Genomic DNA, 25307 nt, shown 5'->3' with positions numbered 1-25307 from the left:
GTTGGGAGGTTGCCATGCTGATTAGATGCCTGTCAACATAGATATATGTCGAAACAATCGCTTCCGGTGCTCGGCCAGACGGCAGGGTGCTGTGCGCCGATGGTGCACGAACCGCTGGGCGAGACCGACGCCGTCGAGCTGGCGCGGATGTTCAAGGCGCTGTCGGACCCGGTCCGGCTGCGGCTGCTGTCGCTGATCGCCTCCCACGAGGGCGGTGAGGCGTGCGTGTGCGACCTGATCGGCCCGTTCGACGTCTCCCAGCCGACGATCTCTCACCATCTGAAGGTGCTGCGCGAGGCCGGTTTGGTGGGTTCGGAACGGCGGGGGACGTGGGTGTACTACTGGGTGCTGCCCGACGCGCTGGCCCGGTTGTCGGCCCTGCTCCAGACCCCGATCGCCATCGGGGCCGGCAGGTGAGCACTGCCGTTCCGCCGGCCCGCCGAGTGGTGGCTGAGGCGGTGGGCACGGCTGCGCTGGTGGCCGTGGTGGTCGGTTCGGGTATCCAGGCCACCGAGTTGTCGCGCGATGTCGGCGTGCAACTGCTGGCCAACTCCCTGTCCACGGTCTTCGGCCTGGGCGTGCTGATCGTGCTGCTCGGCCCGGTCTCCGGCGCGCACTTCAACCCGGTGGTGTCGCTGGCCGCCTGGTGGACGGGCCGCCGGGATGGCGATGGGCTGAGCCTGCGACAGCTGGCCGCCTACGTTCCCGCGCAGATCGCCGGAGCGATCACAGGTGCGGTGCTGGCCGACGCCATGTTCGCCCGCCCACTGGTGGCCTGGTCTACCCACGAACGCTTCGCGCCGCACCTGTGGATCAGCGAGGTCGTGGCGACCGGCACACTGATCCTGCTGATCTTCGGGCTCGCCCGCACCGGGCACGCGCGCCTGGCTCCGGCCGCGGTCGCATGCTGGATCGGCGCGGCCTACTGGTTCACCTCCTCCACCTCGTTTGCCAACCCCGCCGTCACCATCGGACGCGCGTTCACCGACACCTTCGCCGGCATCGCCCCGACCTCGGTGCCTGCGTTCATAACCGCTCAGCTCCTCGGCGCCGCCGCCGGCCTGGGCTTGGTCGTTCTCCTGTTCGACCCGCTCCTTCCTTCACCGGCTCGCGAAGTCGTCGACGCCGCCGTCCCCGCTGCCTCCTTCGCCGAGCAAGGAAGTTCCCGCCCGTGAGCACCACCGTCCCGTTCGTGCTGTTCGTCTGCGTCCACAACGCCGGCCGATCCCAGATGGCCGCCGCGTTCCTCACCCACCTGACCCAAGGGCGCATCCACGTCCGCTCGGCCGGTTCGGCCCCCGCTGCCGCGATCAACCCCGCGGTGGTGGCGGCGATGAACGAGGTCGGCGTCGACATCTCCGCCGAGATCCCCAAGGTGCTCACCACCGAGGCGGTCCAGGCCAGTGACGTGGTCATCACGATGGGCTGCGGGGACACCTGCCCGATCTTCCCCGGCAAACGGTATGAGGACTGGCAGGTGGACGACCCGGCGGGACAAGGCATCGACGCCGTACGGCCGATCCGCGACCAGATCAAGGCCCGCGTCCACGCCCTGATCACCGAACTCCTGACCCCCAAGGCGGCCAACGGGACCGACCTGAGCACCCGCGTCCAGGCCATGACCGAAGAGCACGCCGACCAGGTGCTGGCCATCTACCGGCTCGGCATCGACGAAGGACAGGCCACCTTCGAAACCACCGCCCCAACCTGGCGACACTTCGACGCGACGAAGCTCCCCGACCACCGGCACGTCGCCGTCGACGACATCGGCCGCGTGCTCGGCTGGGTCGCCGCCTGCGCGGTCTGCGACCGCTGCGCCTACGCCGGTGTGGTCGAGCACTCGGTCTACGTTCACCCCGACGCCCGCGGCCGCGGCGTCGGCTCGACTCTGCTGCAGGCGCTCATCGCCTCCACCGAGGCCGCCGGCATCTGGACCATCCAATCTGGGATCTTCCCCGAGAACACCGCCAGTCTCGCCCTGCACGCCCACGTCGGATTCCGCGTGATCGGCACCCGAGAACGCGTCGGACGCCATCTCGGCGCATGGCGCGACGTCGTCCTGGTCGAACGGCGCAGTCCAACGGTGACGTAGACGCTCTCCCTGCTCCTGAGGTGAGCGTGCGCTCAGGTGGGTAAGTGGAGATTCGCCTCGGTCCTGACCTCGGCGGATCTCCGGCGGGCGGGCGCCGGGCCGACGGCGTTAAAACGACTTGCGGCATGACTCCTAGGATCTCTACCGTAAAACCTAATCATATTAGGCAACGTTTCGGGGGAGAGGACGATGTCCACGCAGGTCCCGTCCCGTGACAGGCCCGTCGCGACGGTAGGTGAGTGATGAACCCGGTCGGTGAGAAGGAGATACGCGGATCCTTCGTCAACTGCTCGAAGGGGGAGGCCCGCAGGCTCAATCTCCCCAGGAATCTGCCCGATCTTCCCTGGGATGACCTGGACTTCCTCGGCTGGCGCGACCCCGGAGCGCCGGATCGCGGTTACCTGGTCGCCGAGCGGCACGGTGTGATCGTCGGTGTGACGCTGCGCCTGGCGCAGGAGGTGCGCAGGAGCCTCGCCAAGAGCACGATCTGCTCCGTCTGCGTCACGGCCCACCCGGGCACGGGAGTCGCCCTGTTCACCGCGCCCAGGGTCGGAGCTGCGGGCCGCCAGGGCAACACGGTCGGCACCTACATGTGCGCCGACCTGGCCTGCTCCCTCTACGTGCGGGGCAGGAAGCGGGCGGACCTCGGCGCGCTGCGGTTCGAGACGCTCACCGAGGAGGAGCGGATCGTTCGCGCCGTCGTCAACCTGGAGGGCTTCCTGGACAAGGTCCTCGAGGACACCATGAGCTCCACCACGCTCTGAACCTCTCACGGAGGGGGTTTCCGCCCGCGGACACCCTCTCGGGGCGACCTCCGGTCCCGTGCGTCGCCGCGGTTCGCCGACTCCGGCGCGGACCGCGGCGACCGATTGGACAACGGCACAACGCATACGGCCCGGGTTCGTCGCAGCGGCCGAAGAAGCGGCGCGAACGGACGCCTAGCGTTCGGACATGCCTCGCCTCTCCCCCACTGACCTCTACCGCATCGCGGTGCCGGGAGACCCCCGGCTGCGCCCCGACGGGAGCGCCGTCGCCTATGTGGTCACCACAGCCGACCAGGAATCCGACGGCAACCGATCGGAGATCTGGCTCGCCGCTCCGGGCGCCGAGCCGCGGCGCCTGACGGACGGACCGTCCGACTCCTCTCCGCGCTGGTCGCCCGACGGGCGCGTGCTCGCCTTCGTCCGCCCCGTGGACGGAAAGCCGCAGATCCACCTGCTGCCGATGGACGGCGGTGAGCCGCGTCCTCTCACCACCGCGCCGCTGGGCGCGGGGGCCGCGGTCTGGTCTCCGGACGGGACGAGGATCGCCTACGGCGCGCCGTGCGGCGACCTCGACCCGCACGCCCCGGTCGTGGCCGACAGCCTGGAGTACAAGGCCGACGGCGTGGGCCTGCTGCGCGGCCTGACGAAGCACCTGTTCGTGGTGGACGCGAAGACGGGCGAGAGCGCGCAGGTCACCTCGGGAGACTTCCACGCGGGCGAGCCCTCGTGGACCCTCGACGGGCGGACCCTGACCTTCGTCGCCGCCATGCACCCCGACCGTGACCTGGTCGTCGGCGGAGCCGTCTACTCGGTCGACGTCCCCGGTCGTCCCGCGGGCTCCTCCGACGTCCCCGCAGGCAAGCCGGAGCGGCTCACCGACGAGAGCGTGGTCTGCACGGGAGCGTGGTGGCTCGGCGACCGGCTGCTGGTCACCGGGTTCACCTCGGGGCCCAGCGGTCACACTCGCCTGTTCGTCCTCGGCGAGGACGGGCTCACGGAGATCGCGGCAGGACTCGACCGCAACGTCATGGTGGGCGCGCCGGGCTATCCGGGGGCGACCCCCCAGCTCGCGGGGAGCGAACTGGTCTTCTGCGCCCGAGACGGCGGTTTCACGCACCTCTACCGTGCCTCGGGGGAGAAGGTCGTCGGCGGGGACCAGGTGGTCTCCGGCGCCAGCGCGGTGGCGGGCAGGATCGCCTACGTCGCGGCCACGCCGTACAGCGCGGGCGAGGTCTACCTCCTGGACCTCCCGGCCGCTCGGTCCGGCGCCCTGCCGGACGCCCCCGGGGGAGCCACGGCCGACGCGGCCGCCGGGGCCCCGGCCGTGACGAAGCTGACGGCCTACGCGCTCGACGACGTGGAGCTTCTCGTCCCGCGCAGTCGTGTCTTCACCGCCCCGGACGGGACGCGGGTCGAGGGGTTCGTGCTGCGCGACGAGACGCTCACCGAACCTGGGCCGCTCCTGCTCGACGTGCACGGCGGCCCGCACAACACCTGGGCGCCGGTCTTCGACGGCGTGCACCTCTACCACCAGGTGCTGGCCGCCAAGGGCTGGACCGTGCTCACCCTCAACCCCCGGGGCAGCGACGGGTACGGCGAGGCGTTCTACACCGCCGCCCTCGGCGCCTGGGGAATCGCCGACACCGACGACTTCCTGAGCCCGATCGACGAACTGGTCGCCGAGGGCGTCGCCGACCCGGAGCGGCTCGGGCTGACCGGTTACAGCTACGGCGGTTACATATCCTGCTGGCTACCGACCAGGACGGACCGCTTCAAGGCGGCCATTCCCGGCGGTTGCGTCAGCGACCTGCACAGCATGTCCGGCACCTCCGACGCCGGATATTACCTCAAGACATATGAATGCGGTGGCGACGTCGCCGCCCAGTCGCCCATGGGCGGCGTCGCGCGGGTGACCACGCCGACCCTCCTGCTCCACGGGGACGCCGACGACCGGTGTCCCGTCGGCCAGGCGGAGCAGTGGTTCGCCGCGCTGCGCGAACAAGGGGTGCCGGTCAGGCTCGTCCGCTACCCCGGCGGCTCCCACCTGTTCATTCTCAACGGCCGTCCGTCTCATCGGCTGGACTACAACGAAAGGATCGTCGCGTGGCTGGAGCAGTGGATTCCGGACGCTGGCACGACCGGCTCGCAGAGCTGATCGCCGAATACGAGGTTCCCGGCGCGAACCTGGCCTTCTTCCACGAGGGAGAGCTCCACGAGTTCGCCGCGGGAGTGCTCAACGTGGACACCGGGGTGGAGGTGACCACCGACTCCCTCTTCCAGATCGGCTCGATCACCAAGGTCTGGACCGCGACCCAGCTCATGCTCCTGATCGAGCAGGGCGCGCTGACGCTGGACACCCCGGTCTCGGAGGTCCTGCCCGAGTTCAAGGTCGCCGACGCGGAGGTGACCAAGACCGTCACCATCAGGCACCTGCTCTCGCACACCTCCGGCATCGACGGCGACCTCTTCCTCGACACGGGCCGCGGCGACGACTGCATCGAGAAGTACGTCGAGGCCTGCGCGGACCTCGCGCAGAACCACCCCATCGGCGTCACGCAGTCGTACTGCAACTCCGGCTTCATCATCGCCGGACGCGTCATCGAGCGCCTCACCGGCAAGGTCTGGGACGCCGCGCTGCGCGAGCAGGTCATCGAGCCGCTCGGGCTGACCCACACCTGGACCCTGCCGGAGGACGTGCTGCGCTTCCGCGCCGCCCTGGGCCACCTCGACGGCAGGCCCGCCCCCGTCTCGAGCCTCATGCGCTCCTGCGGCCCGGCCGGCCTGATCTCCGCCCGCCCCGCCGACGTCGTCGCCTTCGGCCGCGCCCACCTGGGCACGGACCTGCTGGCCGACCCGCGGGCGATGTGGGAGCCGCAGGTCGACATCCCCAACCCGTACACCATCGGCAAGCAGTGGGGGATCGGCTGGATCCTCGACGAGTGGCAGGGCCACCAGGTGATCTCCCACGGCGGCAACACCATCGGCCAGGCCGCCATGCTCTGGGTGCTCCCCGGCACCGGGACGGTGGTGTGCTCGCTGACCAACGGCGGCCACACCGCGGCCTTCCACGACGCCCTGGCGACCGAGCTGTTCGCCGACCTGGTCGGCGTGGAGGTGCCGCCGGTGCTGGGGCCGCCCGCCGAGCCGGTCGAGGTCGACGTCGAGCGCTACGCCGGTGTGTACGAGCGGGCCGGCTCCCGGATGACGCTGACCGTCCGCGACGGGCAGCTGTCCATGTACGCCGAGGCCACCGGCGCCCTCGCGGGGACGCAGCCGCCCCTGGAGTTCGATCTCATCCCGGTGAACGACACCACCTTCGTCGGCCGCCCCGACGGAGAGCCCCAGTGGCTGTCGGCCGTCTTCTACGAGCTGCCCGACGGCTCGCCGTACGTCCACCTCGGCGTCCGCGCCACCCCCAAGACCGCCTGAAGGAGCGAGAATGCTTGAGGATCTGCAGAAGCGGCTCGACGAGGCCGCGCGGCAGCACAACGTGCCCGGCGCCTCGCTGGCGATCTGGGCGAACGGTGAGCTGCACGAGGCCGTCAGCGGCGTGCTGAACCGCAACACCGGCGTCGAGACCACCCCCGACAGCGTCTTCCAGGTCGGCTCGACCACCAAGGTCTGGACCGCCGCGCTGGTGATGCAGCTCGTGGACGAGGGGCTGGTCGACCTGGACAAGCCGGTCCGCGACTACCTGCCCGAGTTCGCCGTCGCCGACGGCTCGGAGAGCGTCGTCACCGTCAGGCAGCTGCTCAGCCACAGCGGCGGCTTCGACGGCGACCTGTTCGAGGACACCGGGCGCGGCGACGACTGCCTGGACAAGTACATCGACTTCCTGCACGGCGCGGGCCACGTCCACGAGCCCGGCGCCCTGTTCTCCTACTGCAACTCCGGGTACTGCGTGCTCGGCGCGCTGGTCGCCCGGCTGCGCGGCACCACCTGGGAGCAGGCCATGCGCGAGCACCTGCTCGGCCCGCTCGGCGCCACGCACTGGGCGCTGCTGCCCGAGGAGGCCATCGTGTTCCGGGCCGCCGCCGGGCATCTCGGCCCGGACAACGAGGTCAGCCTCGAGTGGGCGATGCCGCGCTCCAACGCCCCCGCGGGCTCGACCATGTGCCTGGCCCTGCGCGAGCTGGTCCGCTTCGGCCGCATGTTCATCGCGGGCGGCGTGGCCGAGGACGGCACCCGGCTGCTGTCGGAGGAGTCGGTCGCGGCCATGCGGACCAGGCAGATCGACGTGCCCGTGGTCCCCGGTCTGCTCGCCGACCGCTGGGGCCTGGGCTTCGAGCTGTTCGACTGGGGCGGCGAGGTCTACGGGCACGACGGCGGCACGATCGGGCAGAGCACGTTCTGGCGGGTCGTGCCGGGGGCGGACTTCGCGATCGCGATAAGCGCCAACGGCGGCGCCCTCGTGGGCCTGATCTCCGACCTGCTGCTGCCGCTGATCCGCGAGGCCACCGGCCTGGCCGTACCGGATCTTCCCGTTCCGCCCCAGACGCCGCTGGTGGTCAACCCCGAGCCCTACGTCGGCAGGTACGAGGGGCCGATGTACGCCTGGGAGGTGACCGAGGCCCACGGCGGCCTGGACGCCACCCTGATCCCCGGCGAGTTCATGGAGAAGGGCGGTCAGACGCGGACCACCACCCGCTTCGTGCACTACGCCGACCACTCCTTCATCGCGGCGGAGCCGAAGGACGGCATGCACGACACGATCACCTTCGTGGTCGGGGACGGGCGCGCCACCCACATGCACAACGGAGCGAGGACGCTGCGCCGTGGCTGACGTGTCCAGCGCGCTGCGCGAAGTGTTCGAAGAGGCGGACGTGGAGGGCTTCGTCCACGTCCGCGAGGTCGACGGCGACGCCGAGGTCTGCTACGGCGCCGACGACCCGGTGGTGCTCGCCTCGGTGTTCAAGCTGCCGATCCTGCTGGAGTACACCAGGCAGGCGGCGGCGGGGACGCTGGAGCGCACCGAGCGGCTGACCGTGAGCGCGGCGGACAAGGACGGCGGCATCGGCACCTCGGGGTGCGCGGACGACGTCTCGCTCACCCTGCGCGACCTGGCCCACTTCATGATGACCATGAGCGACAACGCGGCCACCGACGTGCTGCTGCGCCGGGTCGGGCTCGACAACGTGCACGCCACGCTGCGCGAGCTCGGCCTGGAGCGCACCCGCCTGATCGGCGGCTGCGCCGAACTGCTCGGAAGCGTCGTGACCGAGCTGGGGCTGGCCGGGCTGGACGACGAGGAGGGGCTCGCCAAGGTCGGCCAGGAGCAGATCAGGGACCTGGCGATCCGCGACCCCGAGCGGACGACCTCGAGCACGCCCCGCGAGATCACCACCCTGCTCAGCCAGATCTGGCGGGACGAGGCGGGCTCTCCGGAGGCCTGCGCGGAGGCGCGGAAGATCCTGGGCAACCAGATCTGGCCGCACCGCCTGTCCTCCGCGTTCGGCGACGAGGTGAAGATCTCCGCGAAGACCGGCACGCTCTGGGGCGTCCGCAACGAGGCGGGCGTCCTGGAGTACCCGGACGGACGGCGTTACGCGGCGGCGGTCTTCCTGCGAACCCCCTCGTTCGCTCTGCGGCTGCCCCGGGCGGACGCGGCGATCGGCCGTGCCGCTCAGGTGGCAATAGAGCACATCCATAAATGATGTCCTTGTATGTCCATTATCGTGAGCAGATGAGCAATCGGCCACGTGCCAGCATGCAGCGGATCCTGGACGACCTGGGAAGCACCGTGCTGGACGTGGCCGCCTCCCCCGGGGAACTCGACGCCGAGGTCACCGGGGTGCACATCTATGACCCCCTCGACGAGCTCCTGCTCCCCGAGGGGGGCATCCTGCTCGCCGTCGGGGTCGACCGCGCCGAGCAGATCTGCGCCCTGCTCGACGCGGTCGGCCCGGCCGCGGGTGTCGTCGTCAAGCAGCCCGTCCCCGTCGACGAGCTCGTCCGCGCCAAGGTGCTGGAGACCGGGGTCGCGGTGCTGGGCCTGACCAGGGCCGCCTCGTGGGCGCAGGTGGCCGCGCTGCTGCGCTCCCTGCTGGCCGAGGGCGACCTCGCCGAGCCGGGGGAGACCCCGCCCGACGACCTGTTCTCCCTGGCCAACGCCGTGTGCGCGCTGCTGGACGCCCCCGTGACGATCGAGGACCGCTCCTCACGGGTGCTGGCCTACTCGGGACGGCAGGACGAGGCCGACCCCGGCAGGGTCGAGACGGTGCTCGGCCGTCAGGTGCCCATGCGCTTCCAGCGGATGCTGGAGGCGCGAGGGTTCTTCCGGCAGCTCTACCAGAGTCACGAGCCGATCTACCTCGAGATGGACGGCGACAGCATCCACCGGGCCGCGGTGGCCGTGCGGTCGGGCGACGAGATCCTCGGCTCCATCTGGGCCGCGGTGCGCGAGCCGCTGAGCGACCAGCGGCAGCGCGCCCTCGCCGACGCGGCCAAGATCGTCGCCCTGCAGCTGCTGCGGCAGCGCGCGGGGGCGGACACCCGGCGCAGGCTCCGCGCCGACCTGCTGTCCACCGTGCTGGCCGGCGGCAAGGACGCCGCCGAGGCGGCGGGACGGCTCGGCGTCGCCAGCGAGCGCCTGTGCGTGCTCGCCGCCCAGCTCAGCGGCGGGTCCGACGGCGACGCCGCGCGCAGGGAGAGCGACAGACAGCGCTTCTGCGACGCGCTGGCCCTGCACGTCGGGGCCATCCATCCCAAGGCGGCGGCCGCGCTGGTCGGCTCGGTGGCCTACGCCGTGCTGCCGTTGCACGCGGGAAGCGGCGGTGAGGAGGAGGCGCGGGCCGTGCGGGTCGCCGAGAGCTTCCTGGCCCGCGTCGGCCCCAGGCACGCCGCCAACATCGGTGTCGGACGCCTGGCGGGCAACCTGTCGGAGGTGGCCAGGTCCAGGGCGGACGCGGACAGGGCGCTGCGCGTGCTGCGCGCCCGCGAGTCCTCCGGCGCCGTCGCGGGCTACACCGGCGTGCACTTCGAGGCGCTGCTGTTGCAGCTCTCGGACCTGGCCGAGGCCGAGGAACAGGCGCCGACCGGCCCCTACGAGCGACTGCTGTCCTACGACGCCGAACACGGCAGCGAACTGGTCCCCACCCTGCGGGCCTATCTCGACGCCTTCGGCGACGTCAACGCGGCCGCGGCCAGGGTCCACGTGCACGCCAACACCTTCCGTTACCGGCTGAAGCGGCTCACCGAGATCAGCGGCCTGGACCTGGGCGACCCCGAGGCCCGGCTCACCGTCATGCTCCAGATGCGGATCTTCGGCAGATAGCACGATGGACGGCCCGCTTTTTGTGATCGGGCACGAAGAAGGAGCTGCATGAAAAAGCGAGTGTGGGGCATCGCCCCCCACCTTCCTGGAGTTCCGATGAAAAACGTAGGACCGGCGGCGGCTCTGGCCTCCCTGAGCCTGCTCGCGGCCGCCTGTGGCGGCGCGGAGAGCAGTCCATCCGGGAAGCCCGTCGAAGGCGGCACCTTCTCCTTCGCGCTCGCCGCCGACCCCGGGGCGCTCGACCCGGCCCTGGCCATTCTCGGGGTCACCAACACCACGCTGTCGCTGGCCTACGACACGCTGGTGACCATCGGCTCCGACGGGAAGGTCGTCCCCGGGCTGGCCGAGAAGTGGGACGTCAAGCCGGAGGCGGTGACCTTCACCCTCCGCAAGGACGTCACCTGCTCCGACGGTTCCAAGCTCACCGCGGCCGACGTCGCGGAGAACGTCAACCACATCGCCGACCCGGCCACCAAGTCGCCGATCTACGGCGTGCTCGTCCCCGCCGGGATGAAGGCAGAGGCGGACGAGGCGGCCGGGACGGTGACCCTCTCCACTCCCAAGCCGTTCAGCTTCATCCTGGAGACCACGTCGCAGATGTTCGTCGTCTGCGGCAAGGGGCTCAAGGACCGCTCGCTGCTCGCCCGCGGAACCTCGGGGTCCGGGCCGTACCAGCTCGCCGAGGCGGTGCCCAGCGACCACTACACCTTCCAGATCCGCAAGGACTACGCCTGGGGACCGAACGGCGCCACGACCAAGGAGCCGGGCATGCCCGCCAAGGTCGTGCTGAAGGTCGTGCCCAACGAGCAGACCGCCGCCAACCTGATCATCTCCGGTGATCTCAACAGCGCGGTCATCTACGGTGCCGACCGCAAGCGCCTCGAGGCGACGCCGGGAATGGGGAAGTTCCTCATGCCGGTGGGCAACGGCCAGTTCTTCTACCACCAGGGTGACGACCGTCCCGGCAAGGACCCGGCGGTGCGCAAGGCCCTCACCCAGGCGATCAACCTCCCCGAGCTGGGGAACATCTCCTCCAGCGGCACCGGCCGCCCGGCCAAGGGGCTGGTGCAGGACCCCACGCCCTGCCGGGGTGACAGCGTCACCGGCCGCGTTCCGGCCTTCGACGCCGCAGGCGCGGCGGCCGGGCTCGACGCCGCGGGCTGGAAGGCCGGTGCCGACGGCATCCGCGTCAAGGACGGCAAGAAGCTGTCCCTGCGCCTGCTGTACATCACCACCAGGGGCGCTGGTCCGCAGGCCGCGGCCGAGTACCTCGCCGCCGCCTGGAAGAAGGCGGGCGTCGAGGTCACGCTGAACGGCGTCATCGACACCAAGCTCTCGGAGTCGCTCTACGCCACCCAGGACTGGGACGTCACCTGGCTGCCGATCGGCGTCACCCTGCCCAACCAGCTCGTCGGCTTCCTGAGCGGCCCCGCGGCGCCCAAGGGCGGCAACTTCGCCCACCTGAAGAACACCCGTTACGAGGAGCTGATCACCGAGGCGGCGGCCAAGACCGGCGAGGAGGGCTGCAAGCTCTGGCTCGAGGCGGAGTCCGCCCTGTTCGAAAACTCCGACCTGGTGCCGGTCGTGGAGACCACCGTGCTCGTCGCCCAGAAGGGCGTCAAGTTCGACTTCCCGGCGGCGACGTTCGTGCCGACCTCCATCCGGATGACCGAGGCGGGCTAAGTGGCAAAGAAATTTTCTGGAGTTCCGATGAAAAACGTAGGGCCCGCGGCCGTTCTCGCCTCCCTGAGCCTGCTCGCGGCCGCCTGTGGCGGCGCGGAGAGCAGCCCGTCCGGGAAGCCCGTCGAAGGCGGCACCTTCTCCTTCGCGCTCCCCGCCGACCCGGGGCTGCTCGACCCGGCCATGGGCATCCTCGGGGTCACCAACACCGTGCTGTCGCTGGCCTACGACACGCTCGTGAACCAGACCCCCGACGGGAAGATCGTCCCCGGGCTGGCCGAGAAGTGGGACGTCAAACCGGACTCGGTGACCTTCACCCTCCGCAAGGACGTCACCTGCTCCGACGGTTCCAAGCTCACCGCGGCCGACGTCGCGGAGAACGTCAACCACATCGCCGACCCGGCCACCAAGTCGCCGATCTACGGCGTGCTCGTCCCCGCCGGGATGACGGCCAAGGCGGACGAGGCGGCCGGGACGGTGACCCTCTCCACTCCCAAGCCGTTCAGCTTCATCCTGGAGAGCAGCCCGCTGATGTTCATCGTCTGCGGCAAGGCGGTCAAGGACCGCTCGCTGATCGCCCACGCCACCTCGGGAAGCGGCCCCTACAAGCTCGTCGAGGCGGTGCCCAGCGACCACTACACCTTCGAGATCCGCAAGGACTACGCCTGGGGGCCGAACGGCGCCACGACCGAAGAGCCGGGCATGCCCGCCAAGGTCGTGCTGAAGGTCGTGCCGAACGAGCAGACCGCCGCCAACCTGATCATCTCCGGCGGCCTCAACGGCGCGATCGTCCGCGGTGCCGACCGCAAACGGCTCGAGGCGACGCCGGGAGTGAGCAAGGTCCTCATGCCGGAGGCCAAGGGGCAGTTCTTCTACCACCAGGGTGACGACCGTCCCGGCAAGGACCCGGCGGTGCGCAAGGCCCTCACCCAGGCGATCAACCTCCCCGAGCTGGGGAACATCTCCTCCAGCGGGACGGGACGCCCGGTCACCGGGCTGGTCGGAGACCCCAGGCCCTGCCAGGGCGACAGCGTCACCGGCCGCGTTCCCGCCTTCGACCCGGCCGCAGCCGCGGCCGGGCTCGACGCCGCGGGCTGGAAGGCCGGTCCCGACGGCATCCGCGTCAAGGACGGCAAGAAGCTGTCCCTGCGCCTGCTGTACATCACCACCAGGGGCGCCGGTCCGCAGGCCGCCGCCGAGTACCTCGCCGCCGCCTGGAAGAAGGTGGGCGCCGAGACCGTCCTGAACGGCGTCATCGACACCAAGCTGCCGGAGTCGCTCAACGTCACCCAGGACTGGGACGTCACCTGGCTGCCGATCGGCGTCACCCTGCCCAGCCAGCTCGTCGGCTTCCTGTCCGGGCCGGCCGCGCCCAAGGGCGGCAACTTCGCCCACCTGAACAACAGCCGGTACAACACGCTGGTCGGCGATGCCGCGCTCAAGCCGGGCGAGGAGGGCTGCAAGCTCTGGCTCGAGGCGGAGTCCGCCCTGTTCGAGAACTCCGACCTGGTGCCGGTCGTGGAGGACACCGTGCTCATCGCGCAGAAGGGCGCCAAGTTCGAGCTGCTGGCGGGCCTGTTCCAGCCGACCACCATCCGGATGACGGGGGCGGGCTGAGTGGCCGGAATCCCTCGCCTCCAGGGCCGCCGCCTGCTCGCGGGCGGCGTGTCCCTGGCCCGCGCGCGGAGCGCGTTCCTGCTCCGGCACCTCATCCGGTTCGTGATCTCGCTGGCGGTGCTGCTCGTCGCGTCGTTCGCGATGATCCACCTCATCCCGGGTGACCCGGTGCGCGCCTCGCTCGGCCAGGCCGCGCCGATCGAGCTGGTCGAGGCCAGGCGCGCGGCGCTCGGGCTCGACCAGCCGATCCTCACCCAGCTGGCGACCTACGTCCGCAACGTGCTGTCCGGGGACTTCGGCACCTCCTTCCTCAGCGGGGAGCCGGTCGGCGACGTCATCGCCACCCGGCTGCCCAACACCCTCACCCTGGCCCTGCTCGCGACCGTGGTGGCCCTGCTCATCGCGGTGCCGCTCGGCATGTGGGCGGGGGTCCGCACCGAGAACGGCCGCAACCGCGGCACCGAGGCGACCTTCACCTCGGCGACCGGCACGGCCATCGCGGTGCCCGAGTTCCTCTACGCCATCGTCCTGGTCGCGGCCTTCGCCATCGGGCTCGGCTGGTTCCCGCCCGCGGGCAAGGGCGGCCCCGAGTCCTACGTGCTGCCCATCCTCTCCCTGGCCATCGCCCCCGCCGCGATGATCGCCCGCATCTCCCGGGTGGAGACGCTGCGCGAGCTGGGCAGCGACTACGTACGGCTGGCACGTGCCAAACGGCTGCCCGCCCCCCGCCTCTACATCCGGCACGTCCTGCCCAACACGCTCACCGCCACCCTCACCATCGGGGGCCTGCTGCTCACCGGCCTGATCGCCGGGAGCGTGCTCGTCGAGTACGTCTTCGCCTGGCCGGGCCTCGGCCTGCGGATCGTGGAGTCGATCACGCAGAAGGACTACCCCGTCGCCCAGGGCGTGATCCTCGTCTACGGCGCGATCGTGCTGGTGGTGAACCTGCTCGTCGACGTCCTGCTCGGCGTGCTCGACCCGACCTCCGCAGTGAAGGAGACCTGATGCGGCACCTGTTGCGGAGCCCCGCCGGGCTCGCCGGGACCACACTGGTCACGATCATGGTGATCCTGGCGATCATCGGGCCGCCGATCTGGGGAGCGGAGGCCGAGCGCATCAACCCCTCCGCCATCCTCCAGGGCGTCTCGGACGCACACCCGCTCGGCACCGACAATCTGGGCCGCGACATCCTGGCCAGGGTGATGGTCGCCGGGCGGCTCTCCCTGCTCCTGGCCCTGCTGACCACGCTCATCGGCGCGGTCATAGGGACCGTGCTCGGCGCGCTCCCCTCGGTGCTGCCCCGCCGCGGCGCGCGAGTGGTCACCGGCACGGTCAACGCGCTGGTCGCCTTCCCCGGGCTGCTGCTGGCCATGTTCACCGCGGTGGTCGCCGGACTCGGCGCGAAGGGGGCGGTGCTGGGCATCGGCGTCGCCATCGCGCCGGGCTTCGCGCGGCTCACCCAGACGCTCGCCGCCTCCGTCGCCGGGGCCGACTACGTCTCGGCCGCCCGGATGCTCGGCGTCCCCCGCATGCGGGTCATGACGCGTCACGTCCTGCCCAACATCGCCGAGCCGCTGATCCTCAACCTCACCCAGGCACTGGGCAGCGCGCTGCTCGCGCTCGCCGGAATGTCCTTCCTCGGCCTGGGCGTGCAGCCGCCGTCGTTCGACTGGGGACGCCTGCTGTTCGAGGGTTTCAGCCGCATCTACGACACCCCGGCCGTCGCCCTCGGTCCCGCCGTGGCGGTCGCGCTCGCCGGCATCGGGTTCAACCTGCTGGGAGACGCCCTGGCGCGCGCCGCCGCGCGCACCACCACACCGGCGAAGGCGGCCCCCGTGCCCGCCGCGCGGCAGGAGATCGAGGAGCCCGACCCCGAGGCGGTCCTGGAGGTACGGGACCTCACCGTCACCTTCCCCGGAGGCGTGACCCCGGTCCGCGGCCTGTCGCTGACCGTCGCGCCCGGGGAGATCGTCGGCCTGGTGGGGGAGTCGGGCAGCGGCAAGAGCCTGACCTCCTCGGCGATCGGCGGCCTGGTGCCCTACCCCGGCAAGGTCACGACCGGACGCCTGCGGCTGTGCGGCGTCGACCTCGCCGAGCTGCCGGAACAGGAGCGCCGCAAGCTGCTCGGCACCTCGCTGGCGATGGTCTTCCAGGACCCCATGGCCTCGCTCAACCCGGCGCTGCGGGTCGGCGGCCAGCTCGCCGAGGTAGCGACGGTGCACCAGGGGGCGAGCCGGGAGAAGGCCTGGGAGAGGGCCGTCGACCGCCTCGACCACGTGCACATCCCCGAGCCGGAACGGCGGGCGCGCCAGCATCCGCACGAGCTGTCCGGCGGCATGCGTCAGCGCGTGGTGATCGCGATGGGCCTGATGGGCACGCCGCGGCTCATCATCGCCGACGAGCCGACCACCGCGCTCGACGTGACGGTGCAGCGGCAGATCCTCCGCCTGCTGCGCCAGGTGACGGCCGAGACCGGCGCCGCGACCCTGTTCATCTCCCACGACATCGCCGTGGTCGGCGAACTGTGCGACCGGGTCGTCGTCATGTACGCCGGCAGGGTGGTCGAGGAACTGCCCGTCGACCAGCTGGTCACGGGCGCCGCCCACCCCTACACCCGCGCGCTGGTCGCCTCGCTGCCCGACATGGACACCGACAGGTCCCTGCCGCTGGCCAGCATCCCCGGACGCCAGCCCGCTCCCGCCGAGGTCGGCGCGGGCTGCGCCTTCGCGCCCCGCTGCGCGCTGGCGAGCGACCGCTGCGCCGAGCTTCCCCCTCTGATCCCGTACGGCAAGGCGCACAGCGTCGCCTGCTGGGAGGCCCAGTGATCATCAAGAACCTGACGGTGCGGTTCGGCGCGTTCACCGCCGTCGACGACGTCACGCTGGAGATCCCCCAGGGGGCGATCGTCGGCCTGGTCGGGGAGTCGGGCTCCGGCAAGTCGACCCTGGCCAAGGCGGTGACCGGGCTGGTGCGCTACACCGGGGAGATCTCGGGCGCCGACACCCGGCGCATCCAGATGGTCTTCCAGAACCCCTACGCCTCCCTCAACCCCAGGATGACCGTGGGCGCGTCGGTCGCGGAGGGGCTCCGCCTGCCCCGCGCGGACCGCGCGGCCGAGGTCGAGCGGCTGCTGTCGCTGGTCTCCCTGCCGGGCGCCGTGGCCCAGCGCTATCCGCGCGAGCTGTCGGGGGGCATGCGGCAGCGGGTGGCGATCGCCAGGGCGCTGGGCGCGCGGCCCGAACTGCTGGTCGCCGACGAGATCACCTCCGCCCTGGACGTCTCGGTGCAGGGCTCGGTGCTCAACCTGGTCCGCTCGCTGCGCGAGGAACTGGGCCTGTCGATGCTGTTCATCTCGCACAACCTCGCCGTGGTCCGCTACGTCTCCGACGTCGTCGCGGTGATGCACCAGGGCAGGCTGGTCGAGACGGGCCCGACGGAGGAGGTCGTCGACGCCCCCCGGCACGACTACACCCGCTCCCTGCTGGAGGCCGTGCCCCGCCTGGGCCGGGTCTCCTGACCCGAGGGCCGCTCCCTGTCGAGGAAGCGGCTCAGGCCTTGAGCGACCCCTTCGGTGGGCACGGTGACGGCGAACCACGACGCCTCGACGGCGAGGCCCTCGTCGATGGGGACGTTGAGCCCCCTGGTCACCGCGGCCAGGCACGCGCCGACCGCGGTCGGCGCGTGGCGGATGACGCGGCCCGCCAGCCGCCTGGCGGCGGCGAGCAGGTCGCCGTGCGGCACGACGGCGTTGACGATGCCGAGCTCCGCCGCCCTGGCGGCGTCGATCGGATCTCCGGTCAGGATCATCTCCAGGCCGCGCTTGCGGCCGATGTGGCGGGGCAGACGCTGCGACCCCCCGAAGGGCGGGGGGAAGCCCAGCGTGATCTCCGGCTTGGCGAAGGCGGCGTGCTCGCTCGCGACGGCCAGGTGCGCGGCCTCGACGATCTCGCACCCGCCGCCGTAGGCGAGCCCGTTCACCGCGGCGACGACGGGCTTCGGGAACTCCTCGACGCGACGGGTGAGTCCCTGTCCCCGGCGCACGATCTCACGCAGGGCCCGGTCCGTGCCTCCCGCGATGCTTCTGGCCAGATCCCCGATGTCCGCGCCCGCGCTGAACGCGCGTTCTCCCGCGCCGGTCAGGATGACGGCCCTGACCGCGTCGTCGCCCTCGATCCGGTCGAGCGCGGCCGAGAGCCGGTCGATGGTGGCGTAGTCGAGCGCGTTCAGCTTCTCCGGGCGGTCGACGGTGACGGTGGCCACCGCGCCGTCGACGGCGAGTTTGACGGTCATTCGGGTTCTCCGATCGTGGGTGGGACGGGACGTCGCGGAGGTCACGGGCGGGGAGCGCCGATCGGGTTGGGGACGGGGACGACCCCCGTGTCGACCAGGTGACGGCTCAGCGGGGCCGCCAGGCCGATCACCTCCTCGATTCCCGACTCCCCGAGGGCCACGACCGGGTCGGCGGCCAGCCGGTCGGTCGCGTCCTCGACCATGCGGCGCAGCTCCCCGCCGGTCCTGGTCAGCCGTGAGGTGCGGTCCAGCAGCCCGCGGGCGGCCAGCCTGCGGCGGCTGTCCTCCCACTCGTCGTCGGTCCAGCCCCGGCTGCCCTGGAGGAGCTCCCGGGTGACCGCTCCGGTGGCCACGTGGGTGAGGACGGCGTCCAGCCCCCGCAACCCGGCGTGGACGGCGGCGATGACGTGCCCGTCGCCCCGGTGCTCGCGCAGGACCGTCGCTGCCAGCCACACGCGCCCGGCGGCGTCGGAGGGAGGGCGGACGCGCGACCAGCCCGCCGCCAGCGGCCTGCCCTCGTAACGGCACGCGCCCACCGCCCGTTCCAGGAGCACGGCGAGCCGCTCGAGGCCGCCGGGCCCCGCGGGCGGCAGCGTCCGCTTCAGGGCGGCCTGGACGGCCTCCAGGCGGGTGCCGAGCACGTCGGCGGGCGAGGCGTACGACCAGGCGTCCGGCAGGGCCCTGGAGACCATGCCGGGGGCGAAGCCGTAGAACATCGCCGTCACCGCCGGCGCGTCGAGCGCGCCGAGAGGCGCGGCCCTGCCCGCGAAGTAGCCCGTCCACCACGCGGGCAGTCCCAGCGCCCTGGCCGCCTCCGCGGGCTCGGGTGTGAAGTAGACCACCGAGTGCACAGGCTCGAGGGCCTCCCAGAAACGCCTGGCCAGTGTGGGACTCGGATCCACGGACACCTCTCCTTTCTCCGGGTTCTTCCTCCGGGCACGGCCCAGGGTCGCGGTTGCCTCCCGGGAAGAACAGTGCCAATTTCGGGGAGTGGACCATGATCTGGGCTGGTGGGTGAGGATCGCGCTCGACGGCTGGCGTGACCGCCCCGGGCCGCGCTACCGCAGGATCGCCGAGGCCGTCGCCGAGGCCGTCGAGAGCCGCCTGGTGGCGGCGGGCGACAGGCTTCCCGCGGAACGGCCGCTGGCCGACGCGCTCTCCGTCAGCCGCGGCACCGTGGTCCGCTGTCTCGACGAGCTGGAGGCGGCCGGGATCGTGGAGCGCCTGCGCGGCTCCGGCACGTTCGTCAGGTCCAGGCCCGCCTGGACCGACACGCCGAGGGAGAACCCGGCGTCCGCGCTGCTGCGCCGCCAGATGGCGGGGGGAGGCGAGTCGATCGACCTGTCACAGGCCGTGCCCTCGGGCGTCGACCACCTCCCGCCGGTATCTGGCCTGGACGTCCTGGCCGGCGTCGAGGGCCACGGCCTGGAACCCGCGGGCTCCCTCGCCCTGCGGACCGCCCTGGCCGACCACCTCACCCGCCGTCTCCGCCTGCCGACCGACCCCGACCAGCTGATCGTGACCTCGGGCGCCCAGCACGCCCTGACCCTGGTCGCCGCGGCGGTCGTCCCGCGGGGCCGCACGGTCGTCACGGGCTGCCCGACCTACGCGGGGCTGCCCGGCGCCCTCGCCGGGCGCGGCGCCCGCCTCGTGGGCGTCCCCGTCGACTCGTTCGGCATCGACGCCCAGGCCGCGCACCGCGCCGCCGCCCACCTGTCCGCACCGGTGATCTACGTGGACTCCGGCGGCGGCAGTCCCGTCGGAGCCGTGCTGAGCCGCTCCCGCCGTGAGTCCCTGCTCAACACGGCCCGCCGTACCGGCGCCCTCATCGTGGAGAACCTCGCCCAGGGGGGCCTTCACCTCGAGCCGGACGCCGATCCGGCGGAGCCGCTGGCCGCGGGGGAGGACGCCGTCATCGCGGTGGGTTCGCTGTCCAAGCTGCTGTGGGCCGGCCTGCGCGTCGGCTGGATCCGCACGCAGGGCGCGCCGCGCGGCCACCTGCTGCGGCTGCGCTCGGCCAGCGACCTGGCGCCGGGCGTCCCGGCCCAGGTCATCGCCACGCGCCTGCTGGAGGCCGTCGACGACCCGTGGCTCGACGCCCTGCGGGCGGCCCTGCGCGCCCGCCGTGACCTACTCGTCACCCTCCTGGGGCGGCATCTGCCCGCCTGGCGCGCGCACCCGCAGGCCGCGGGCCTGTCGCTGTGGGTCACACTGCCGGTGACCGACAGCGAGAGCTACGCCCACCTCGCCGCCCGCTACGGCGTGATCGTCGCCCCCGGCGCGGCGCACTGCGTCGACGGGCGTCACCACGCGGGCATCCGCCTGTCGGTCGCGGAGTCCCCGCACGTCCTGGAGGCCGCGGTCGACCGTCTGGCCGCCGCCTGGGAGCACCACAGCCGGGATCTGGCGGCGGGCCGCTCGCAGGCCGCCCCGGCTCCCGCGCCCGGTCCCGCCGTCTCGGGACAGATTTTGACCTCTTCTTAAGGAGCTCGCCCAAAGCCTGTTTTCCGGAGATCAGTGCCATATCGCGAGCCAATGTCTCGACCTGGGGGCCCAAATAACGCATCCTCGTGTAGAGAGTAAGGTTGCCCTGCCCTAAATTAGGTAAGCCTTTGTAGTCTTCCCAGGAGTCACGGTGTTCGCCAGCTACCTCATCGGACTACGAGAGGGCCTCGAAGCGACCCTCGTCGTCTCCGTTCTCGTCGCCTTCCTCGTCAAGAGCGACAGGAAGGACCGACTACCCCAGGTCTGGACGGGCGTCGGCGCCGCCGTGGCCCTGTCGATCGGGTTCGGCGCGCTGCTGACCTTCACCGCGGCACACCTCGAGTACCGGCAGCAGGAGCTGTTCGAGGCCGTCGTCTCGCTGCTGGCCACCGTGTTCGTCACCTGGATGATCTTCTGGATGCGCAAGGCCGCCCGTTCCCTCTCCGGTGAGCTGCGCTCCAAGCTGACCGACGCGATGCAGATGGGCGCGGTGGCCGTGACGGTCATGGCGTTCCTCGCGGTGGCGCGCGAGGGGCTTGAGACCGCCCTGCTGTTCTTCGCCTCGGTCCAGGGCGCGACGACGAGCGCCAGCCCGCTGGTCGGCATCAGCCTGGGAGTCCTCACCGCGATCGTGATCGGCTGGGGCCTGTACCGCAGCGCGCTGCGCGTCAACCTCACCAAGTTCTTCACCTGGACGGGCCTGCTGCTGATCCTGGTCGCCGCGGGCATCCTCAAGTACGGCGTGCACGACCTGCAGGAGGCCGGCGTCCTGCCCGGCCTGTCCAACCACGCCTTCGACATCAGCTCGGTCCTGCCCGCCGACTCCTGGTACGGCGCGCTGCTGGCCGGGATGTTCAACATCACCCCGCAGCCGAGCGTGCTGGAGACCGCCGCCTGGGTCGCCTACGCGGTCCCCACCCTCTTCCTCTTCCTGCGGCCCCAGCGCAAGCGCCCCGCCGCCTCACCCCCCGTGTCCGTCACCGATCCGCGTCCAGCGGCTTGAAACAGGGTCATCATGCGTACTTCCATCGCCATCGCCGTAGGATTCCTCGCACTCGCGGGGCTGACCGCCTGCTCCGGCGGCGGCGCTCCCGCCGCGAGCCCCCAGGCCGCCAAGAGCACCGCGGGCGGGCCGATCGCCGTCGCCGCCAGCGACACCGAGTGCAAGGTCGCGACCACCGAGGTCGCCGCCGGCACCTCGACCTTCACCATCACCAACGGCGGCAGCAAGGTGACGGAGTTCTACGTCTACGCCTCAGGCGACCGGGTGATGGGCGAGGTGGAGAACATCGTCCCCGGCCTGACCCGCGAAGTGATCGTGGAACTGCCCGCGGGCGTCTACGAGACCGCCTGCAAGCCGGGCATGATCGGCAAGGGCATCCGGGGGCCGCTCAAGGTGACGGGCGAGCACAAGCCGCTCAGCGCCGACGCGAAGCTGGCCGAGGCGACGGCGGGCTACAAGCGTTACGTCAAGACCCAGAGCGACACCCTGCTGGTCAAGACGCAGGAGTTCGTCGACGCCGTCAAGGCGGGCGACAGTGACAAGGCCAAGGCGCTCTTCCCCGTGTCGCGGACCTACTGGGAGCGGATCGAGCCGGTCGCGGAGATCTTCGGCGACCTGGACCCCGCCATCGACGCCCGTGAGAACGACGTGGCCGAGGGCGAGGAGTGGACCGGCTTCCACAAGATCGAGAAGGATCTCTGGATCACCAAGGACATCAGCAAGTCGGGCCCGGTCGCCGACAAGCTGATGACCGACATCAAGACGATCGTCGAGAAGGCCAACGCCGCCGAGCTCTCCCCGGTCCAGCTGGCCAACGGCGCCAAGGAACTGCTCGACGAGGTCGCCTCCGGGAAGATCACCGGTGAGGAGGACCGTTACTCCCACACCGACCTGTGGGACTTCGACGCCAACCTGCAGGGGTCGAGGGCCGCCGTCCAGGCGCTCAGGCCCGTTCTCGAGGAGCGCGCTCCCGACCTGGTCAAGACGCTGGACGAGAAGTTCGCCGCCACGGAGGCCGAGTTGGGCGCGCATCGTGCGGGCGACGGCTGGAAGCTCCACACTGAGCTGTCCAAGGACGAGCTGAAGAAGCTGTCGGACTCGATCAACGCCCTGTCCGAACCGATCAGCAAGATCGCGGCGGTTGTCGTCAAGTAGGGCCACCGGGTCGGTCCTGAGTGGGTGGCACGCGAGCCGTACGGAGGAGAAGGCATGAGTGAGCGGATCAGCCGCAGAAAGATGTTCGGGCTGGGCGCGGCAGGAGTGGCGGCGGCGGGCGCGGGCGTCGTCGCGGTGCGCGCGGGGTCCGGAGGGGCCGTGGCGACCTCCGCCAGCGTCGCCGCGACCTCGGACGCCGTGCCCTTCTACGGAGAGCACCAGGCGGGCATCGTCACCCCGGCCCAGGACCGGCTCCACTTCGTCTCCTTCGACGTCACCACCGAAAAGAAGGCGGAGCTCGCCGAGCTGCTGCAGGAGTGGACGGCCGCGGCCGCCCGGATGACCCAGGGCGGGGAGGCGGGCGCCTTCGGCGCCGTCGGAGGGATCCCAGAGGCCCCGCCGGACGACACCGGCGAGGCCCTCGGGCTGCCCGCCTCCGGGCTGACCCTGACGGTCGGCTTCGGGGAGTCCCTGTTCGACGACAGGTTCGGCCTGGCGGCCAGGAGACCGGCCGCCCTGGCCCCCCTGCCGAAGTTTCCCGGGGACGCCCTGCTGCCGGAGATCTCCGGCGGAGACATCTGCGTCCAGGCGTGCGCGCACGACCCGCAGGTCGCCGTGCACGCCATCCGCAACCTGGCCCGCATCGGCTTCGGGCGGGTCTCGGTGCGCTGGTCCCAGCTCGGCTTCGGCCGTACCTCCTCGACCTCGCGCGCGCAGGCGACGCCCCGCAACCTGATGGGGTTCAAGGACGGGACGAACAACCTCAAGCTGGAGGACGCGAAGCTGCTCAGGGAGCAGCTGTGGGTGGCCCCCGGCGACGGTCAGGACTGGATGGCGGGCGGCAGCTACCTGGTCACCAGGAAGATCCGGATGATGATCGAGACCTGGGACCGGACGTCCCTGCTCGAGCAGGAGCAGATCTTCGGCAGGAACAAGGGGGAGGGAGCTCCGCTGGGGAAGAAGGCCGAGTTCGACCCGATCGACTTCGTCGCCAAGGACGCGGCGGGCGAACCGGTCGTCAAGGCCGACGCCCACGTGCGGCTCGCCCACCCCAGCAGCAACGGGGGCGCCCACCTGCTGCGCCGGGGCTACAACTACGTCGACGGGTCCGACGGTCTCGGCCGCCTGGACGCGGGCCTGTTCTTCATGGCCTACCAGCGGGACCCGCGCCGCCAGTTCGTCCCGGTCCAGCTCTCCCTGGCCAGGAAGGACTCGCTCAACGAGTACATCAAGCACGTCTCGAGCGGTCTGTTCGCCTGTCCCGGCGGAGTCAAGGACGCCGGCGACTACTGGGGCAGGGCCCTGTTCTCCTGAGTCCTCCCGGTCGCCTCCGCCCGGTCGCGCCCGGTGGTCCCACCAGGATCGCCGGGACGCTCCGGCCCGCGGCGGAAAGCGGCGCTCACGCCCACGGACGACGATCCGAGGGCGTGAGCGGTACGGGCCGGCGGGTCAGCCGGTCGGCGAGGCGGCGCGGACCGCGTTCTCGATCAGGCGGTCGGCGGCCTCGTGCTGCGCGGGTGAGCCGCCGTCGGTGGAGCGCGACACGATCACGCTGGTGAGGCCGTCGGGGGTGACGGCGTTGTCGGTGACGAATCCCGGGGTGCCGCCGGCGTGGGACCATACCGGGATCCCGAAGCTCAGCCGCCGCTGAGCCATTCCCAGGCCGAACTCCCAGCCGGGCACGCCCGTGGGGACCGTGGTCGTCATCTTGCGCAGCTGCGTGCGGGGCAGCAGTCGTCCGCCCAGCAGCGCCCGCCAGAAACGGCCGAGGTCGTCGGTGGTGGAGACGATCTCCGCGGCGGGGCCGCCCCAGCCGAGGCTGACCTCGGTGCTGCGAAACAGCCGGGAGCTCTGGGCGTCCTGGGTGTAGCCCTCGACGTGGGGTTCCGGCAGGGACGGGGAGTCGCCGGGCAGGGTCGTGTGCCGAAGCTCCAGCGGCGCGATGATCCGGCGCCTGACCTCTTCGCGCCAGGAGTGCCCGGTCGCCTTCTCGATGACCATTCCGGCCAGGATGTAGTTGACGTTGGCGTACCCCCAGCCGGAGTTGGGCGCGAAGACGGGGGGATGGGCGACGCTGAGGGCCACCACCTGTTCGGGGGGCGTGCGCGCGAACCGGTGCCGGTGGAACCCCGCCTCGGTCCGCATCTCCTGTTCGACGTCGTGCGGGTGGTCGTGCAGGCCGCTGGTGTGCTGGAGCAGGTTCCTGACGGTGATCGCGGCTCCGTCGTTGCCGTTGCCCCTCACCAGACCGGGCAGCCACCGTTCGACCCTGTCGCTCAGGGACAGGTGGCCTTCCGCCTCGAGTTGCAGGATCACCGCCGCGGTGAAGGTCTTGGTGTTGCTGCCGATCCGGAAGTGCCCGTCGAGCGGGACAGGCACGTCGCGGCCCAGTGTCGCGGTGCCGCTGGCGGCGGAGAGCTCACCGCGGGGCGACACCACTCGTGCCTGCACCCCCACGGCGCCGGCGTCGCGGATCGCGTCCAGATCCCGCTGCAAGGTCGCCTGTCCGTACCCGGTCGACGCGCGAGCGGGGCCCGTCACCGCCGGAGAACGCCTTCCTGTGCTTTCCATGATTGTTCGGCCTTCTGTCGGCTTCTTCTGGAACGGCTTGTGCCCTCTTCCGAAGGAAGGAGGGTGACTGGTGCTGCAACGACAGTCCGGTGATGGCGTGGCCGCGTTCGCGGTAGCGCGCACGGGCTTGTCGCCGACGCCGTCGGGGTGACCGAACGGCGAAGGCCCGGCCGGCGTCGCGCGTGGGCCGGGTCCTCTCGTCTCCGATCTCACCGCACGGTCCCGTGCCGGGCCTTGCTGCCGGGTCCCGGCACTCGCCGCTCAGCGGGTCACAGGGCGATCCATTCGGTGGAGACGGTGACCTCGCGCAGGATGTCGGGGACGGGGTCGACGCCGATGCCGGGGCCGGTGGGGACGGGCAGGTGGCCGTTCTGCAGG

Annotated in this window: 21 protein-coding genes and 1 pseudogene; 19 read left to right on the top strand and 3 right to left on the bottom strand. The window is 71.4% G+C overall.

Going from position 1 to position 25307, the window contains the following annotated elements:
• The first annotated feature begins 45 nt into the window (after positions 1-45).
• From PKF00_RS39950 to PKF00_RS39880, 15 genes and pseudogenes are all read left to right on the top strand, one after another.
• Entirely contained in the window at positions 46-417 is a 372-nt protein-coding gene (locus PKF00_RS39950) for an ArsR/SmtB family transcription factor (protein ID WP_271222965.1), read from the top strand.
• Positions 330-1175 carry an aquaporin gene (locus tag PKF00_RS39945; protein WP_309298472.1) on the top strand — a complete coding sequence of 282 codons (846 nt, stop codon included), beginning with the start codon at positions 330-332 and terminating at the stop codon, positions 1173-1175. Before PKF00_RS39950 ends, PKF00_RS39945 begins: the two co-directional genes overlap by 88 nt.
• Positions 1172-1570 (top strand): annotated as a pseudogene (locus PKF00_RS39940) (arsenate reductase ArsC); the annotation flags it as partial. The gene PKF00_RS39945 and the pseudogene PKF00_RS39940, both read left to right, overlap by 4 nt.
• A gap of 48 nt (positions 1571-1618) precedes the next feature.
• Positions 1619-2092, top strand: coding sequence for a GNAT family N-acetyltransferase (locus tag PKF00_RS39935; protein ID WP_271223016.1), 474 nt, complete (start codon positions 1619-1621; stop codon positions 2090-2092).
• A gap of 242 nt (positions 2093-2334) precedes the next feature.
• A complete protein-coding gene (locus PKF00_RS39930) occupies positions 2335-2856 on the top strand; it encodes an FBP domain-containing protein (protein WP_271222963.1) in 522 nt (173 codons plus the stop codon).
• Between the two features lie 187 nt (positions 2857-3043).
• Positions 3044-5011: a S9 family peptidase gene (locus PKF00_RS39925; protein ID WP_271222962.1), complete on the top strand. Its 1968-nt coding sequence runs from the start codon at positions 3044-3046 to the stop codon at positions 5009-5011.
• Positions 4960-6285, top strand: a complete 1326-nt coding sequence (locus PKF00_RS39920) for a serine hydrolase (protein ID WP_271222961.1) — start codon at positions 4960-4962, stop codon at positions 6283-6285. The genes PKF00_RS39925 and PKF00_RS39920 overlap by 52 nt, the downstream gene beginning before the upstream one ends.
• 10 nt (positions 6286-6295) lie before the next feature.
• Positions 6296-7639, top strand: coding sequence for a serine hydrolase (locus PKF00_RS39915; RefSeq protein WP_271222960.1), 1344 nt, complete (start codon positions 6296-6298; stop codon positions 7637-7639).
• A complete protein-coding gene (locus PKF00_RS39910; protein WP_271222959.1) occupies positions 7632-8510 on the top strand; it encodes a serine hydrolase in 879 nt (292 codons plus the stop codon). The genes PKF00_RS39915 and PKF00_RS39910 overlap by 8 nt, the downstream gene beginning before the upstream one ends.
• 29 nt (positions 8511-8539) lie before the next feature.
• Positions 8540-10129 (top strand): PucR family transcriptional regulator, encoded by a 1590-nt coding sequence (locus PKF00_RS39905; RefSeq protein WP_271222958.1) that lies wholly within the window; start codon positions 8540-8542, stop codon positions 10127-10129.
• 96 nt (positions 10130-10225) lie between these two features.
• Complete coding sequence (locus PKF00_RS39900; protein ID WP_271222957.1) at positions 10226-11812, top strand: ABC transporter substrate-binding protein; 1587 nt, start codon at positions 10226-10228, stop codon at positions 11810-11812.
• 27 nt (positions 11813-11839) lie between these two features.
• Positions 11840-13426 (top strand): ABC transporter substrate-binding protein, encoded by a 1587-nt coding sequence (locus PKF00_RS39895; RefSeq protein WP_271222956.1) that lies wholly within the window; start codon positions 11840-11842, stop codon positions 13424-13426.
• Positions 13427-14431: an ABC transporter permease gene (locus tag PKF00_RS39890; RefSeq protein WP_271222955.1), complete on the top strand. Its 1005-nt coding sequence runs from the start codon at positions 13427-13429 to the stop codon at positions 14429-14431.
• The gene (locus PKF00_RS39885; protein WP_271222954.1) at positions 14431-16251 is read left to right on the top strand and encodes a dipeptide/oligopeptide/nickel ABC transporter permease/ATP-binding protein; all 1821 of its coding nucleotides are present in this window, start codon (positions 14431-14433) and stop codon (positions 16249-16251) included. The genes PKF00_RS39890 and PKF00_RS39885 overlap by 1 nt, the downstream gene beginning before the upstream one ends.
• Complete coding sequence (locus PKF00_RS39880; RefSeq protein WP_271222953.1) at positions 16248-16943, top strand: ABC transporter ATP-binding protein; 696 nt, start codon at positions 16248-16250, stop codon at positions 16941-16943. The genes PKF00_RS39885 and PKF00_RS39880 overlap by 4 nt, the downstream gene beginning before the upstream one ends.
• On the opposite strand, the gene PKF00_RS39875 is transcribed toward PKF00_RS39880, so the two are convergent.
• Positions 16892-17716: a crotonase/enoyl-CoA hydratase family protein gene (locus PKF00_RS39875; protein WP_271222952.1), complete on the bottom strand. Its 825-nt coding sequence runs from the start codon at positions 17714-17716 to the stop codon at positions 16892-16894. The genes PKF00_RS39880 and PKF00_RS39875 overlap by 52 nt on opposite strands.
• A 41-nt stretch (positions 17717-17757) precedes the next feature.
• The gene (locus tag PKF00_RS39870) at positions 17758-18618 is read right to left on the bottom strand and encodes an SCO6745 family protein (RefSeq protein WP_271222951.1); all 861 of its coding nucleotides are present in this window, start codon (positions 18616-18618) and stop codon (positions 17758-17760) included.
• Positions 18619-18706: 88 nt separating this feature from the next.
• Between PKF00_RS39870 and PKF00_RS39865 the strand changes: the two genes are divergently transcribed.
• From PKF00_RS39865 to efeB, 4 genes are all read left to right on the top strand, one after another.
• Positions 18707-20200, top strand: a complete 1494-nt coding sequence (locus PKF00_RS39865) for an aminotransferase-like domain-containing protein (protein WP_271222950.1) — start codon at positions 18707-18709, stop codon at positions 20198-20200.
• A gap of 151 nt (positions 20201-20351) precedes the next feature.
• A complete protein-coding gene (gene efeU, locus PKF00_RS39860; protein WP_271222949.1) occupies positions 20352-21203 on the top strand; it encodes an iron uptake transporter permease EfeU in 852 nt (283 codons plus the stop codon).
• Between the two features lie 12 nt (positions 21204-21215).
• Positions 21216-22358 carry an iron uptake system protein EfeO gene (gene efeO, locus PKF00_RS39855; protein WP_271222948.1) on the top strand — a complete coding sequence of 381 codons (1143 nt, stop codon included), beginning with the start codon at positions 21216-21218 and terminating at the stop codon, positions 22356-22358.
• Positions 22359-22412: 54 nt separating this feature from the next.
• Positions 22413-23672 carry an iron uptake transporter deferrochelatase/peroxidase subunit gene (efeB, locus tag PKF00_RS39850; RefSeq protein ID WP_271222947.1) on the top strand — a complete coding sequence of 420 codons (1260 nt, stop codon included), beginning with the start codon at positions 22413-22415 and terminating at the stop codon, positions 23670-23672.
• Between the two features lie 135 nt (positions 23673-23807).
• Here the strand turns inward: efeB and PKF00_RS39845 are convergent, their stop codons facing one another.
• Positions 23808-24929, bottom strand: a complete 1122-nt coding sequence (locus PKF00_RS39845; RefSeq protein WP_271222946.1) for a serine hydrolase domain-containing protein — start codon at positions 24927-24929, stop codon at positions 23808-23810.
• Positions 24930-25307: the final 378 nt, after the last annotated feature.

Origin of the sequence: Streptosporangium carneum (assembly GCF_027922005.1) — a bacterium.
Taxonomy (GTDB): Bacteria; Actinomycetota; Actinomycetes; order Streptosporangiales; family Streptosporangiaceae; genus Streptosporangium; species Streptosporangium carneum.
The sequence above is the reverse complement of the archived record's forward strand: the minus strand, read 5'-3'. Positions and strand labels throughout refer to the sequence as shown.